The sequence below is a fragment of the Mesorhizobium sp. M0088 genome (assembly GCF_040322895.1).
GTDB lineage: Bacteria > Pseudomonadota > Alphaproteobacteria > Rhizobiales > Rhizobiaceae > Mesorhizobium.
In genome coordinates this window covers 219,449-233,349 of sequence record NZ_JAMYUI010000002.1, presented here as the reverse complement: position 1 = coordinate 233,349, position 13,901 = coordinate 219,449, and the positions used below count along the sequence as shown (strand labels likewise).

At 60.0% G+C, this 13,901-nt stretch carries 12 protein-coding genes; 3 read left to right on the top strand and 9 right to left on the bottom strand.

Going from position 1 to position 13,901, the window contains the following annotated elements:
• Positions 1-21: 21 nt before the first annotated feature.
• Positions 22-681, bottom strand: coding sequence for a helix-turn-helix domain-containing protein (locus NKJ67_RS03820; protein WP_352580545.1), 660 nt, complete (start codon positions 679-681; stop codon positions 22-24).
• 40 nt (positions 682-721) lie between these two features.
• On the opposite strand from NKJ67_RS03820, the gene NKJ67_RS03815 reads away from it, so the two are divergent.
• Positions 722-1,900: a trans-sulfuration enzyme family protein gene (locus tag NKJ67_RS03815; RefSeq protein WP_352580544.1), complete on the top strand. Its 1,179-nt coding sequence runs from the start codon at positions 722-724 to the stop codon at positions 1,898-1,900.
• A gap of 264 nt (positions 1,901-2,164) precedes the next feature.
• On the opposite strand, the gene NKJ67_RS03810 is transcribed toward NKJ67_RS03815, so the two are convergent.
• From NKJ67_RS03810 to NKJ67_RS03800, 3 genes are all read right to left on the bottom strand, one after another.
• Positions 2,165-3,826: a DNA polymerase/3'-5' exonuclease PolX gene (locus NKJ67_RS03810; RefSeq protein ID WP_352580639.1), complete on the bottom strand. Its 1,662-nt coding sequence runs from the start codon at positions 3,824-3,826 to the stop codon at positions 2,165-2,167.
• 107 nt (positions 3,827-3,933) lie between these two features.
• Entirely contained in the window at positions 3,934-5,823 is a 1,890-nt protein-coding gene (ligD, locus tag NKJ67_RS03805; protein ID WP_352580543.1) for a DNA ligase D, read from the bottom strand.
• Positions 5,824-5,839: 16 nt separating this feature from the next.
• On the bottom strand, positions 5,840-6,253 hold the full coding sequence (locus tag NKJ67_RS03800; protein ID WP_352580542.1) for a hypothetical protein: 414 nt from the start codon (positions 6,251-6,253) through the stop codon (positions 5,840-5,842).
• On the opposite strand from NKJ67_RS03800, the gene NKJ67_RS03795 reads away from it, so the two are divergent.
• On the top strand, positions 6,252-6,953 hold the full coding sequence (locus NKJ67_RS03795; protein ID WP_023785070.1) for a Crp/Fnr family transcriptional regulator: 702 nt from the start codon (positions 6,252-6,254) through the stop codon (positions 6,951-6,953). The two genes, NKJ67_RS03800 and NKJ67_RS03795, sit on opposite strands and share 2 nt — an antisense overlap.
• 81 nt (positions 6,954-7,034) lie before the next feature.
• Positions 7,035-7,280, top strand: coding sequence for a hypothetical protein (locus NKJ67_RS03790; RefSeq protein WP_352580541.1), 246 nt, complete (start codon positions 7,035-7,037; stop codon positions 7,278-7,280).
• Between the two features lie 396 nt (positions 7,281-7,676).
• Here NKJ67_RS03790 and NKJ67_RS03785 read toward each other — a convergent pair whose 3' ends face one another.
• Genes NKJ67_RS03785 through NKJ67_RS03765 form a run of 5 tightly spaced genes read right to left on the bottom strand, consistent with a single transcriptional unit; the run spans position 7,677 to position 13,826 of the window.
• A complete protein-coding gene (locus tag NKJ67_RS03785) occupies positions 7,677-9,827 on the bottom strand; it encodes a type IV secretory system conjugative DNA transfer family protein (RefSeq protein ID WP_352580540.1) in 2,151 nt (716 codons plus the stop codon).
• Between the two features lie 12 nt (positions 9,828-9,839).
• Entirely contained in the window at positions 9,840-10,865 is a 1,026-nt protein-coding gene (virB11, locus tag NKJ67_RS03780; RefSeq protein ID WP_502905170.1) for a P-type DNA transfer ATPase VirB11, read from the bottom strand.
• Entirely contained in the window at positions 10,862-12,325 is a 1,464-nt protein-coding gene (gene virB10 / locus NKJ67_RS03775) for a type IV secretion system protein VirB10 (protein WP_352580537.1), read from the bottom strand. Before virB10 ends, virB11 begins: the two co-directional genes overlap by 4 nt.
• The gene (locus NKJ67_RS03770; protein WP_352580536.1) at positions 12,325-13,122 is read right to left on the bottom strand and encodes a TrbG/VirB9 family P-type conjugative transfer protein; all 798 of its coding nucleotides are present in this window, start codon (positions 13,120-13,122) and stop codon (positions 12,325-12,327) included. The genes virB10 and NKJ67_RS03770 overlap by 1 nt, the downstream gene beginning before the upstream one ends.
• Complete coding sequence (locus NKJ67_RS03765; protein WP_352580535.1) at positions 13,119-13,826, bottom strand: VirB8 family type IV secretion system protein; 708 nt, start codon at positions 13,824-13,826, stop codon at positions 13,119-13,121. The genes NKJ67_RS03770 and NKJ67_RS03765 overlap by 4 nt, the downstream gene beginning before the upstream one ends.
• Positions 13,827-13,901 lie beyond the last annotated feature (75 nt).

The window sequence follows — 13,901 nt, the reverse complement described above, 5'->3', positions numbered from 1 at the left end:
TCGTGAAGCAGTTGTCAGTGGTCAGCGAGGTCTTGGCGAAACAGCCAGGGGCGACGTCGCTGCTTGTGAAGAGGGCGCCGTAACCCGCTGCCCACCGCGCTCAAGCACCGCCATCGAGAAGTGGGCGGGCACGTCAGATGCCGCGGCATACGAGTGGGGTTGATCTGTAACGAGGCGCGCACTCTCGCCTGCATTTAGAAGGATCTCTTGGCTGCCCACAGTGACCTTGAGCGAGCCTTGGGTAACCGAGACGAGTTCGCGCGTATCGGGACTGTGCGCATCGGCGGCAAACGCATCACGCGGCATAAGGACCCAGCTCCAGAGTTCGAACATCGTGCGTCCCGAGGTCGATGTGTGAAGCTGTGCCCGGCTGCCTTTGGCGCTCGTCCAAAGCGTCCTGGAAGTACTCCGTTCGATCGGGTGGTCGGGTGCTGTGGAAGGTTCGTCGTTCAGCAGATCGGCAACCGATAGCGAGAACGCCGCCGCCAGGCGGCAAAGGATGCCGATACTCGGGTTTGCCTTACCCTGCTCAAGCGCGACAACCGTCCCTTTCGACAGGCCAGTCAGTTTGGCCAGTCGATCAAGGGTCAGGTTTTGGTCGCGTCTCAGATCCTGGATCCGGATCGCAATCGCTTGGCCCAGCTCCTGCTCGGTCTCTAAAGGTGTGGGGGTGTCGGTCATTATATTGACTTGGCCTCGCGCTTCGCTTACGGTCAATATAATGACCGGCGTGAAATTGCAACCGCGCTTTAAATTGAGGAATTGGCCAGTGCGCTTTGAAACGAAGGCAATCCATAGCGGTCGAGCTGTCGATCCGTCCACGGGCGCGGTTTCATTACCGCTTCATACCAGCACGACGTTCGAGCGAGGCGCCGACGGCTCGTTTCCGTTTGGGTTCGAGTACACGCGTGATGCGAATCCAACACGCAATGCATTCGAGTCGGCGATGGCCGCGCTCGAGGGCGGACACGAAGGAATAGCCTTTGCGTCGGGTATGGCTGCAATCGCTTCGGTCTTTGAGAGCCATCCCTCGACGGGACGGATCGTCCTTCCTGATGATATGTATTTTGGCATCCGCTCGCTGATGGACGAAACGGATATCGGCTCTCGCTTCGACTTCGCCGCGGTCGATATGCGGAATCTGGATGAGGTGCGCGATGCGGTCACCTCAAAGCGGACTGGCCTCGTGTGGGTCGAGACGCCGTCTAACCCGATGATACGCGTTGTCGACATTTCGGCCATCTGCAAAATCGCGCACGATGCCGGCGCCATCGCGGCGGTGGATAATACGTGGGCAACGCCCGTGCTTCAGCACCCGCTTGAACTTGGGGCGGACGCGGTCATGCACTCGGCAACAAAGTACATTGGCGGCCACTCGGATCTGATGGCGGGCGTCGTTGTTGTGCCGCATTCATCGCCTCTCGGACGGTCGCTACGGATGGTCCAAAAACACAAGGGCAGCGTCGCAGCGCCATTCGACTGTTGGCTGGCATTGCGGGGCCTGCAGACATTGCCGATCCGCATGCGCGCTCATTGTGAAGGCGCCCAGAAGGTTGCCGAGGCCTTGGCGTCTCACCCACGCGTCGAGAAAGTGCTCTTTCCAGGCCTGCAAGATGATCCGGGACACGATCTGGCTACGCGGCAGATGAGCGGTTACGGAGCGATGCTTTCCTTTATCGTCGAAGGTGGAACCGATGCCGCGATGGCGGTGGCTGCCCGCCTCAGCCTTGTTGTCCGTGCGACAAGCCTTGGAGGGACGCACTCTCTGATCGAGCATCGCGCATCCGTCGAGGGTGCGAAGTCCAAAGCGCCAGGCGGATTGCTGCGAATGTCCGTGGGGCTCGAGCACCCTCAGGACATCATTGACGACCTGATGCAGGCCCTGGGCGCAACTGTGTAAGCGAGGCCAGATAGCCCTCGTCTGGCGAAGGATCTGTGATGGGCCATAACCTAGGCCATCTTTGGCGAACACGGGCAGCGACAGCAGAGAATAGGCGGCGAGCCGCGGGGAAGGCCGCTATGAAACGCGCGCAAAGAAGCGGTCGCGGAACTGCAGCTTCAGCTGGCTATGGCCCGGATGAGAACTCACATTCCCTTTCGCGCGGCTGGGAAGTTTTTTGAGAAGGACGGACTCCTGCGCTGATAGGCCGGGCGCACAAGCAGTTTATGGCGTTTGCCTGCGGCGTGCGAGATGCGCAAGGAGGGCAGCCAAACGCATCGCGTTCAGGACCCGCTTCGCAGGGATACCGCCCTTGCGCGCCATCTCGACACCCCAATGCATGTGGTCGAGCTCGCGGATCGAATGAGCGTCCGGATTAATGCTGAAGATGCAACCTTGATCGAGTGCCTGTTGATGCCAGCGCCAGTCGAGGTCGAGTCGCCACGGATGTGCGTTGATTTCGACAGCGACGCCGTGTTTCGCACACGCTTTGAGGACTTTGTCGACGTCGAGATCATAACCGGGCCGGCGCAACAGCTGGCGACCGGTCATGTGCCCGATGATTGTCGTCCGAGGATTTCCGATCGCCTCAATGATACGCTCCGTCTGTTCCTTCTTTGGCAACTTGAAGCGGCTGTGCACGCTCGCGACGACGAAATCGAACGTCTCCAAGATATCGTCCGGGTAATCGAGCGAACCATCCGCCAGGATGTCCGCCTCGATGCCCTTCAATATGCGAAATTTTCCATTGTATGCCTTGTTCAGCCGGTCAGCTTCGCGGTGCTGTTCAGCAATCTCCTGCACCGAAAGGCCGCCGGCGTAATGAGCGGACTGCGAATGATCGGCGACACCATAGTATTCGAATCCGCGCTTGTGCGTGGCTTCAGCCATTGCCTCAAGCGTTTCGGTGCCATCGGATGCGGTCGTGTGAGAATGCAGGATGCCATGAAGATCTTCATCCCGGATAAGGGCGGGTAGCTTCTGCTTCGCCGCTCGCTCGATCTCGCCCCTGCCTTCGCGCAATTCCGGCTCGATAAACTGCAATTCTAGCGCTTGGTAGATTTCTTCTTCTGTCGCTGACGCGATCAGCTTTCTCCCGCGATGAAGCCCGTCGGCGTTTAGAGTGAAACCCTTGTCGGCCGCGAACGTCTTTAGTTGCTCAAGGTGATCTGCCGACCCGGTTGCTTGGAGCAGGCTCGCGCCAAAGTGCTTCCTGTCCGTGACAACGAGCCTGAGGGTCGTATCCTCGATTCCAGTCGACTTTCTGCCCTGCGCTACCAGGGCGAAGTCGGAAACGAGCTCGCAACCGCGCCGAAAGTCACCTGCAATCTCGACGCGCGAAAACTCTGGATGCTCTTGCTTCACCGATATGACCGCATGTTCGAGAAGAGCGGCGGCCTTGTGCAGGTGAAGTTGTGTTTCGCCGCTTCGCACGATGGCCAAGTTCTGCAGGAGTTTTGCCTGAAGGGCTGCGCCGAGGCCTTTGACTGGGCGTATACGATCTTCTCTCGCCGCGGCCTCGAGCTCCGCCAGCGAGTTCACGCCGAGCGCCTGATGAAGTTTAAATATCTTATCGGGACGAAGCCCGGGTACGGCAAACAGCTCCAACACGCCCGCTGGAACATCCTCGCGCAGTTTCTCAAGGCTCGGGTGCGTGCCGGTTTGGTAAAGCTTGCTCACGATGTCTGCGATCGCGTCGCCGATCCCCGGGATCTTGGTGAGGGCGCCGGCGGCGATGATCCGATCAAGCGGCTGCGACAGCGCCGTCAGACTGTCTGCCGCGCGCAAGTATGCCTTTGTGCGATAGGGATTGTCGCCGCGCATAGACGCCCGTTGCGCGTATTCCCTCAAAAGATTGGCGACGGTCCTCGGATCGATTTTTGCCATGGCTTCAGCCAAACGAGGTTGATCTCCGCAGGTTCCAATCAGGCAAGGCCATGAGTGCCGCGTTGCCCTTTGAATGCTGGCTTTGCTGCCTCTTCCCGCGCCAGACGCTACAGATGGGGCAAGGATTGGTCAGCGCGACCCCATCCCGCCAGAGCTTTGGAGGCTGCGCGTTTCTTTAATTCAGGAGCATCGCCCACGTGGAAATGAGAGGGCGCATCTATTGTCTTCATCTCCGCCCACGTGATCGGTGCCGCGACAGGAGCGCCCGGACGTGATCTTGCGCTGTAGGGCATGATCGCGGTCGCCCCGCGCTGATTGCGTAGATAGTCCACAAAGATGCGACCCTTGCGGCGCGCCTTTGACAACACGGCCGCGAAATGGGCCGGATCGGTCTGGGCGACCGCCTGCGCCACGCGAGACGCGAAGTCCTTCACCTCTGGCCACTCGGCGTCAGGAGTGAGGGGCGCGATGACGTGCACTCCTTTGCCTCCCGTCAGTATCGGGAAAGTCGTGAGCCCGAGCGATTTAAGGATGGCGCGGAACTGAAAGGCAGCGGCGCGGACGGCCTCGAAATCGAGGCCTTCATCGGGGTCGAGGTCGAACACGAGGCGGTCGGCCTTTTCGACATCCTCGATCCGAGACCCCCATCCATGCAGCTCAATCGTTCCCATCTGGACGCACGTCATCAGTCCGTCGGCATCGTCGACATAGAGATATGGTTCCTCGTGCCCGTCCTTCTCCGTGATGCCGACGTGGTGGACTTTGTCGCCAAAGCTGCCGGCGTCGTGTTTTTGGAAGAAGCACTTCTTCGCGCGGCCCTGTGGGCATCGAACCAGACTGATCGGCCGGCTGCCAACCCAAGGGAGCATGATCGCCGCGACCGCTGCATAATGGTCGGCGAGCTGTCCCTTGGTGATGTTGGACTCCGGATAGATGACGCGGTCACCGTTGCTTATCGCGATGGTGGTTGTCCCAGACGCGGCGAGATCGGCTGCATGACGTTCCGTCTCGAGCACGACCGCCTCCGGCTTCTTGTCTTCGCGGAGACCAAGATAGCTCGGATGTCGTAACGTCCCTTCATTTGTCATTTCGGTGAAGGCAATCTCAGCGACCAGTTTCGGACGGAGCCAGTGCGCGCCGCGCACCTCGGGGCGCGGTGCGTCGACGGTCGCGGCCTTCTGCTCAAGCGGCGCCATGATCTTCAAGAGACGAAGAAGTTCAGCGGTATCGAAGCCGGTGCCGACTTTCCCGGCGTAACGCAGCTTGCCGCCGTCATGAACGCCAAGGATCAAGGACCGAAAAGCTCGGACCTTGTCGGACGGCGTCCAGCCGACAATCACAAACTCCTGCCGCCTGATGCATTTGATCTTCAGCCAGCTTGCGCCGCGGGCTCCCACATAGCTCGAGTCCGCGAGCTTTGAAATGACGCCCTCAAGGCCGGCTGCGCAGAAGCGATCGAGCAACTCTTCTCCGCGACCGAGGATATGGTCGGAGTAGCGAAGGACGGGATTTTTCGCGGGCAAGATCGCCTCCAGTTTCGCCTTGCGCTCAAGGAGAGGAAGCCTAGTCAGATCTTCGCCGTCGAGCTGCAGCAGATCGAACGCATAAAAGTCGATGGTCGCCGGGGCACCCTTCAATGCATTCTGAAGCGCCTGGAAGTTAGATTTTCCATCCGCATCGACAACCACGGCCTCGCCGTCAATCAGGGCGGAGCGCACCTTGAGCTTGCAAGCCTCGGAGAGGATCGAGGGAAAACGGCTAGACCAGTCCAGACCAGATCGTGTGTAGGCCCGCGCCTTGCCACCGCCGACGGCAACGAGAACACGATAGCCGTCGTATTTCATCTCGTGGATCCAACGATCGCCGGCAGGGACTGTGTCCACGAGCGTTGCGAGCTGGACCGGCCGGAAAGCGGGCGGCGCTACGTCACGAGCGTCCGACTTCGCTTCACTAGCGCTCGATCCACTGAATGCCTTACGCAACGTTGGCTTGACCACTCTGCCTAAACCATACTCAGAGACGAATAGCGTTCCGCGTCCAACGCGCGACTACTTCTTTAGTTTCCTTGCAGGGCGTATTGAGCTTTTCGCGATCTTTGTCGGCTCGCTTGATTAGCGCCTCGGCCTGAGGCCCTGCTTCCTGGGTCCGGCCCTTCCACTTCGCAATCTGCGCACATAGCTCACTGGCAATAATTAAGAGCAGGAACGTGCCCTCAAATGCCGCCGCAGCGTATCCGCTTTCTGCCATCGGCCTTAAAAGCCCGGTTGGGCCTCCACCGAGGGAGCCGACTTTCTCCAACTTTTCGCCAGAGGCGGATTCTTTGCTAGTCGCGCATTTGAAGCCTATGCTGTCGCATCGGCCGCCAGATCCTTCCGACGCAGCCGACAGTAAGAGGTACGTGCTCTTGCCCGTATGGGAGAGAGCCATGCCCCAATCCCTTCTTCGCAACCATGTATTGAAAGCTCTCTCCTCAGAGGATTTCACGCGATTGCAGCCGTCACTGCATCACGTCGAACTAGGCATCAAAGCCCAGCTTGAAGTCTCATATCAGCCGATCGAGCGTGTATATTTTCCAGAGATGGGCATCGCGTCGGTGGTCGCTACGATGACTGGGGGGCGGCAAAGCGAGGTCGGCATCGTCGGCCACGACGGCATGACAGGAGTTGCCGTTATCCTCGGCCAAGACAGGTCTCCCAACGAAACCTATATCCAGGTCGCAGGTAATGGCTGGATTCTCTCGGTTGAAAACCTTCGCTCTGCGATTGCGGCAAGCCAATCCCTTCGCGAGTCACTGCTTCGCTATGCCCATGCGTTCCTTGTCCAGTCCTCCCGGACGGCACTGGTCAACGGCCATTCGAAAATCGAGGAGCGGTTGGCCCGCTGGCTGCTGATGGTCCAAGACCGCGTCGAAGGAAATAGGATCTACCTGACGCATGAATTTCTGGCGACCATGCTTGGCGCTCGGCGTCCCGGAGTTACCATCGCACTCCAAATGCTTGAATATCGGGGCTTGGTTCACGCCAAGCGCGGCGAGATCACGATTGTCGACCGCGTTGGAATGATACAACTCACACATGGTGCTTACGGTGAGGAGGAACAAAGTCACTTCGGCCTTGCCTCCGCCTGATTGTTCGGAATCAGACAGACCCTTGCAGCCTACGGAATTCCTGCCGTAAATCGCGTTGAGGGTTTTAGGGAGGTTTTCTCGATGACCAGGAGTTTTCACACCGTCACAGTTGAAAGCGCCGCTGAAGCCTACGTCCTCTCCCGAGGCAAGGCCCGTTTTCTCTCCATCGCGCAGGAAATCCGCGCCATCCGAACACTCATGCCGGCATGCCAGGTTACCGACCGCGACCTGGAGGAGTTGGTGGCGGCAGCATCCATTATTCACGGCGTGCCCGTCGCGTTCGACTTAAAAACAGCCGTGGCCGCAGAACCACGGCTCCATTCATAGGGCCGGTGATGCCTGCGCTCGCGCAGACGCCTACCTTGTCGGATGTTCGCCAAGCGATTGTCCGCCACCTGATCGACAACATCGGCAGTCCGAGCATTTCGATATCCGAGGTTAGCCGGACCGTGAGGAGAATGCTTCCGCTCTGCGAACTCACGGATTGGGAACTTGGCGATGTCATTGCGCGAAGCGCGGTCGATGCGGGATTTGCGATTGAACTTGACGGGGTGGACCCCTGAAACGCCTGTCGAGGTCCAGTATCGTCGACGGTTCGCGCCGTGTGATCTTCTCGATTGAGACATGGTACTGCCGAAGCGCGCGGCAATGTCCTCCGCGGCCATGACGTGTGCGACAAGGTCACGGTAGACAGTGACCTCTCCGCCGCATGGGAGTGCTAGCCTACCCATCGACTACATCTGGCAACGTATCTTCGACGATGCTCAGATTTCGATCGAAAGTCTCGGCGTCGGACGCGTTGGCGCGCAGAGAACGCACCTTGTTTAGAATGGCGGCAACCGCCGCTTCTTTGTCGGGCGCTATGCGCGTTGTCACCGCTTTGGCCGCCAAGGCGGAAAAATCTATGGCGGCATAGACCGGTACCGCTGCAGCGTCTGTTGCTTTCAACCGGTCTTTTACGATTGCGCGCCGGCCCGGCGGCGGAGCTCTACGGCCTGCTTTTGCGGCAAATGTCGCGCCGCGCCGCAGGCGGGCCTGCAAGAGGCCTGAGCGATACGCGGGTGCTGTCGGCACAATCGTCGGGAGCACAGGAGATGGGAGCGCCGCAGAGGAGTCCGCGGCAGGGCTTTTCGTGCGCGAAGCGTCGGTAGAGGCGGGCAGGGGCATGAACGCGCGTTTGGCGAGCTGGCCGTCGGCGAAATAGAAATTGCGGGTGCCGAGGATTGGCAGTTCACCACGCGACAATATGATGACCTTGTTCTTGTCGAGGGTGCGGATTTCGTCCGGCCGCATCAGGGGCCGCCGCACTTCCTTGCGGTGTTCGGAGCGCGTGTAATAAGTGTCGAACAACGTTGCCTTGGTGCGCGTCACGTCCTTTTGCACGTCCGACGTTTCGCCAAGCTGCTCGGAAACGTAGCGCAGATCGTCAGCGTCCTGCGCACCGAAAAAGATCTGTACGCGAGCGGCGTTGATAAGGGTTTTGCGCCCTTCCTGGCGATAGATCTCGTCTACAGCCTTTAGCGACTGCACGAAAAACCACATCGAAACGCCGTTGCCGCCGAGCACGCTCGCCATTTCGGTGACATTCTCGAGCTTGCCGAGGTTCTGGAACTCGTCGAGCAGCACAAGCACCGGATGCTCGCCCGGCTGCGGAAGGCTTTCCGACATGAAATTCATCATCTGCGTAATCAGGACGTTGAACAACGGTCCAAGCGACGTAATCTGCTCGCGCCGCACGTCGAGATAAAGAGAAATTCGATCACGCTTGAGCCTGCGAATATCGAACGTGCTGCGGGACGTAGCTCGCATTAGGCGCTCGTTGAGAAAGGGAGCCATGCCGGTGCGTACGCCAGCGTAGATTCCGGAAAACTGCCGCTCGGACATCTCAAAATATGGCAGCAGGGTTTGCAGGGTAAAATACGAACATTCGCGGCGGCGTTCCTCGCGCAGTGAGCCAATGAATTCCAGGAGCGGCTGCTCGGCGCCGTTCATGATCTCGAGGATTGTGGCAAAGGTTTTTTTCTCGTTTGGGATCGCGGGCGATTCCATGACGAAGGACGCGATGCCGGTAAAAAGGAGGCGGGCATCGTTGACCCAGTACGGGTCTGAGTTGGACGGGGGCCGCGGAAACAATGCCGCAGCGATGTTGCGAAGGTCGATGTCGCGCTGTGCCGAATCCAGCGAGATGAAGTCCATCGGATTGTAGCATGCGGTATTGCTGTCCGGATCTGCCGGCGCGAAACGCACCACGCGGCTCATGGTGGAACGGTAGCCGGCGGTCGCCGCATAGGTCTCGCCGCGCAGGTCGAGAACTACGAGCGAATGCGGCCAGGTCAAGGCGTTCGGGATGATGAGAGACGTGCCTTTACCCGAGCGCGGCGGCCCTATGACGAAGCCGCCGACATCATCGCCATCAATCCACAATTTCTTGCCGCCAATCAGCCTGCGCTGCGTCAAGCGGATCTTGCCTGAGCGCTGATCGCGGCGCGGCGACAAAATTTCGGCCAGCCTGCCGCCGGCTCGACCGACGAAGACGCCGCCCACTTTCGTCAGGCCGGTTTTTGATACGTCGCTCATGGTCATGAAGCGAGAGTCATTGCGCTTTCTCGGACGCATGAGAAACAAGCTGACCAGTGGCAAGAGAAACCCCAATGCTCCTGCCGCAACGGCGTATTGTATCCGGCCAAAATTCCTCGCCATCGTGTCCGCCCAAGCCTGACGAACGACCGGCAAGGGATTGGCGTTCAGCTGGTCGAACAGAACGTGGGAGCCGGTCCGGTACCAATCAGTCGCGGCATAGGCGACCGTGAAGAGCAGGACGCCCAGGGCCATCGCCATGAGCACCATGAAAATTGCTGTTGCGACTTTCTGCATGGATGGGTCTCGCTAGATCGTCTCCGCCTTGGTGAACTTGATCTCGCTGATGCCGCGCCGTCCGCCTTCGGTGCGGACCATCTGCACGACCACCGGAATGACCTCGCGCAGGTAGTCGAGGATTTCGCTTCGTGCGAGGCCCGAGCTGCCCTGCATGACCATGAGCGCCAGGCGCTCGTAGGCGGACCGGGCGGAATTGGCATGAACGGTGGTGAGCGAACCCGGGTGGCCGGTGTTGATCGCCTGGAGGAACGCGAAGGTTTCAGCGCCGCGCAACTCCCCCAACAGCAGACGGTCGGGCCGCATGCGAAGCGAGGCCTCGAGCAGCTGTTGCGCGGAGACCTTGGCAAGCCCCTGGTCGCCCTTCGAGGCTATCAGGGTAACGTTGTTGGGGGCCGGCAGCCTCAGTTCGCGGGTGTCTTCGATTGTGATGATCCGTTCATGGCCTGGAATCTCCTTCAGGAGGGCATTCAAAAACGTCGTCTTGCCGGTGGACGTACCGCCTGAAACAATGATCGAGACGCGGTTGCGTACCGCATACTGCAGGAACTCCATCGGCGAAGTGTCGTGCAGCATTTCGACAAGTCGCTTTTCTTCGGCTGACAGCGCTAGTCCGCTGCCCATCGCCGTGTTCTCGAATGCGCCGAGATCGTTGTAGGCATCAAGGCTCATATCCATGATGACCTGCTTGCGGATCGAAATCGCCCCGCCTTCGGGAGCCGCCGGCGGCAAGATGCATTGGATACGCTCACCCGAGGGTAGCGCGGCCGACAGCACCGGCTTTTCCTCGTTGATGACCTGATTGGTCGCCGAGGCGACGCCCGTCGAGATGTTGCGTATCCAGCCCGGCGTGACCTCGCGCCTGAGGACGTGCTCCATTTCCCTTGCACCGAGGCGTTCGATGAACAATTCACCCGGCCTGTTGATCGCAATCTCGGAAACCGAGTCTTCGTTCAAATAGGACCATATCGGTTCCAGATGAGCGCGCAGGACCGGGGCTCTCGCCCATGGGTCGGGGAGGGGATGCACGGCATTCATTTCACCGCGCTCCGATAGCCGGGATAGAAATGATCTTTCGGCGTGCCGTAGAGAGGCGTCGGATCGATCGCCGTCTTCGGCCGCCCGCCTGCCTTCAGGCGTGCAACTTCTTCCTGGACAGGATCGGCGTACAAATCCGAGAAATCGAGATCTCGGCGCACCAGCACGACAACCGATGTGCCCTGGTCGACGTAGACCGTCGGGCCAATGTTCTGCGTATCACGAAACGCCTCCTGCGCGAGTTGCTGCAAGGCGGTCGATGACTTGTCGAAGGCGATGCTACGCGCGCCGCGCTGCGAGCCATTGCCACCATAAGTTATTGTCGTGGTCTCACCGGTTACGGGATCGATCGTCGACACCTGGCGCTGTTGGCCATCCTGCCCACTATCGCCAAGCGAGGACAGATATTCAGAGACGCCGCCAACCACCGAAAGCATGATGGCGTTACCGTACCGTTCAACCCAGTGCGTATCGACACGGCCGCCCATGCCACCGCGGCCGAGCGCGTCTGCGCCGGGCGATTTAATATCAACGGAAATGCCGTCCGAGCGAATGACCCTGCTCCAGACGATGAAAACACGCTTTTGACCGCGCGCAAGCCCCGAGCGGTATTCCCCGGTCAGGCGCGAGCCCTTCGGAATGAGGATCCGCCTGCCGTCGAGCGAGAAGACATCCTCACGCACGACTGCGCGCACGGCGCCGGGAAGGTCGGTGTTAACAGCGGTTTCCAAATAGCCGCGAATGATCGTTCCTTCGGGGATCAACGCGTCGGTACGTCGGAACGCCCTGGCTTTGACGATGCCGGAAGAACTTGCCTCAGACTGCGCCAAGAATGCCTTGTTGGAATCACTGTCGGCGCCGGGGACCGGGATGATCTGACCGTCGGGCGCGATTTCGACCTGTGCCGCCTGGGCGCCGCTATCCGTCGAGCCGGTTTGATCATTCGTCACCATCTGGTTCGACCGCAGGCGTTCCCACACCGCGTTTTCGCGCTCGGCGGCCTCCGCCTTACGACGAGCCTCTTCCTCAGCCGCGGCCTTGCGGCGGGCTTCGTCCTCCTCGGCCTTGCGGCGAGCCTCCTCGGCCGCCATTTGCGCCTCCAGCGCGCGTCGCTGCGCATCGAGATCCGCGCCCTCCTGCACGGTCTGATCGACATTATCGGCTTGTTGCGTGCCCTTTTGGTCGTCAGCCGGTGGCGGCACCACGATCTGGTCGATCGTGCCGTCGGCAGGTTGCGGCGGTTCGTTCAACGCCGGCGGGCGAAACTCGGGCGGGTTGAAGTTTTCCTCGCCATCGCTGCGAACATCGCGCGATACCGGCTCCCGAGGCCAGTTCAGCCACATCAGCGCGCTTACGAGCACCACGCCGAGGCCGACCAGCGCGATCCTGGTACCGACGCCCGCACCACGGCGCGCGACCGTCGGGCTGCCGTCCAGTTGGTTATAATCGATCTGCGTCATCACCGCCCTCCGCTGGATCCGAACAGGGTGGAGCCACCGGTCAGTTTCGTTGGACCGTAGACCTGCTCGACGGGATCGATAGCGTTGGGTCGCGCCCGGTTGTAGAGACAGAGCGTCTTGCCATCGGCCCGCAAGGTGAATTGCCGCGCGACCTTGTCGATGACTGTGTATTTGCCCTGCGTGCGAACATTGACCAGCGACTCATGGCGCTTGTCGTCGAGAACGAAAATAGCCGGCATGTCGCCCTTGAACTCCAAAAACACCTTGGTGCCGTCGTCGAATACGGTGCGCGGCTTCAGACTGTCGTCGCCCTTGTAGGCGTAGTCGTAGTTGAGGCCGGCATAGTTCAGGTCCTTCAAATCCGGATCGGCGGCGCTCTCCTTGGCCTGTGAGAGCAGCCGCGCGTTGATATCCTCGTCCGGGTATTTGAACCGGACCTGGAAGGATGCCCGGTCACGGCTATTGTCAGTGGCCTGCAGCAGCAGGGAATAGACGCGCCGGTTGGTGACCACGTTGACGTTGGTCCAGGCATCTCGCTCCAGCGGCTTGACGAACAGAAACCGCGATCCGCGTTTGGGGATGATCGACCAGCCTTTCGTGTCGCCAGCCGACACGGCTTCGATAACTTCGGTCGGACTGAGTTCGACCATCGTGGAAATCCCAAGAGCGGCGCGCACCGACGTCACGTCGTCATTGTTGAAGGTGACATATCGGATGCGGCCGTCGCGTGCGGCCGCGCCGTGAATCGTGCCGAGCAGAAAGGCGGCCGATAGGACGAGGCCCGCGCGCCGTCTCATTGCAGGCTCCCCGCGGCCGGCGCCGATTCCTGGTCGCGGCGGTAATCCGTAACCTGAAATCCCAGCGGATTGTCGAAACGCCATTCGTTCTTGAGCGGCGTTGACGTGTAGCGGAATTTTATCACCGCCACCCAATTGTCGGCCGTGGACGAATTGTCCCGCCGCGTCGTCGTGGCAAAGCGCACCGAGGCTGTGTTGCGATTGAGCAGGGAAACCGATTTGATCTCGACCGAGACAGTGACATTGCGACCAAAAATCTTGTCCAGCGATTGCGGGTTTGCAGGCGTATAAAGCCACGTCAAATCCTTGGACGCGGCATCGGTGGAATAGAGCTGTGCCAGGTCGTAATTCTGTTTCAGTTCACGGGAGTCGTAGGTTTCGCGGGCCCTGATGTAGCGCACCAGATTGGCCGCCGTGACGGCCTCGTTCTGGGATAAATCTCCAGGCTTCAGCGCGCGCATGATCTCGAGGTAGCCCGTCGATTTGTCGACCTCGACAACATACGGTTCGAACTGCCGGAGCGGCAGGATCAGCACGAGCGCCAGCAGCGACAGCACCGCCACCAGTCCGGAAACGCCGCTGATGATCCAGGCCAATGTACACGATCGACGCATTGACCGGTGCGTGTCGTCTTCCCAGGTCGCGCCCGCCCTGTAATAGCGCTTGTCGACGAGTTCGCTGCTGCGGTCATCAGCTGTCTCCATTGGAATTGCCACTTTACTATTGCCTCGTTTTCGCGACGCATCTGATCCAGCACCGCGATCGGTGATCATTGTGTG

Bases quoted from the DNA above. Each gene is read 5' to 3' on its own strand.
- virB10 (WP_352580537.1), bottom strand. From the start codon at position 12,325: ATGACGCAGATCGATTATAACCAACTGGACGGCAGCCCGACGGTCGCG.
- NKJ67_RS03800 (WP_352580542.1), bottom strand. From the start codon at position 6,253: ATGGCTCTCTCCCATACGGGCAAGAGCACGTACCTCTTACTGTCGGCT.
- NKJ67_RS03810 (WP_352580639.1), bottom strand. From the start codon at position 3,826: ATGGCAAAAATCGATCCGAGGACCGTCGCCAATCTTTTGAGGGAATAC.
- NKJ67_RS03790 (WP_352580541.1), top strand. From the start codon at position 7,035: ATGACCAGGAGTTTTCACACCGTCACAGTTGAAAGCGCCGCTGAAGCC.
- NKJ67_RS03785 (WP_352580540.1), bottom strand. From the start codon at position 9,827: ATGCAGAAAGTCGCAACAGCAATTTTCATGGTGCTCATGGCGATGGCC.
- virB11 (WP_502905170.1), bottom strand. From the start codon at position 10,865: ATGAATGCCGTGCATCCCCTCCCCGACCCATGGGCGAGAGCCCCGGTC.
- NKJ67_RS03795 (WP_023785070.1), top strand. From the start codon at position 6,252: ATGCCCCAATCCCTTCTTCGCAACCATGTATTGAAAGCTCTCTCCTCA.
- NKJ67_RS03815 (WP_352580544.1), top strand. From the start codon at position 722: ATGACCGGCGTGAAATTGCAACCGCGCTTTAAATTGAGGAATTGGCCA.
- NKJ67_RS03770 (WP_352580536.1), bottom strand. From the start codon at position 13,122: ATGAGACGGCGCGCGGGCCTCGTCCTATCGGCCGCCTTTCTGCTCGGC.
- NKJ67_RS03765 (WP_352580535.1), bottom strand. From the start codon at position 13,826: ATGGAGACAGCTGATGACCGCAGCAGCGAACTCGTCGACAAGCGCTAT.
- NKJ67_RS03820 (WP_352580545.1), bottom strand. From the start codon at position 681: ATGACCGACACCCCCACACCTTTAGAGACCGAGCAGGAGCTGGGCCAA.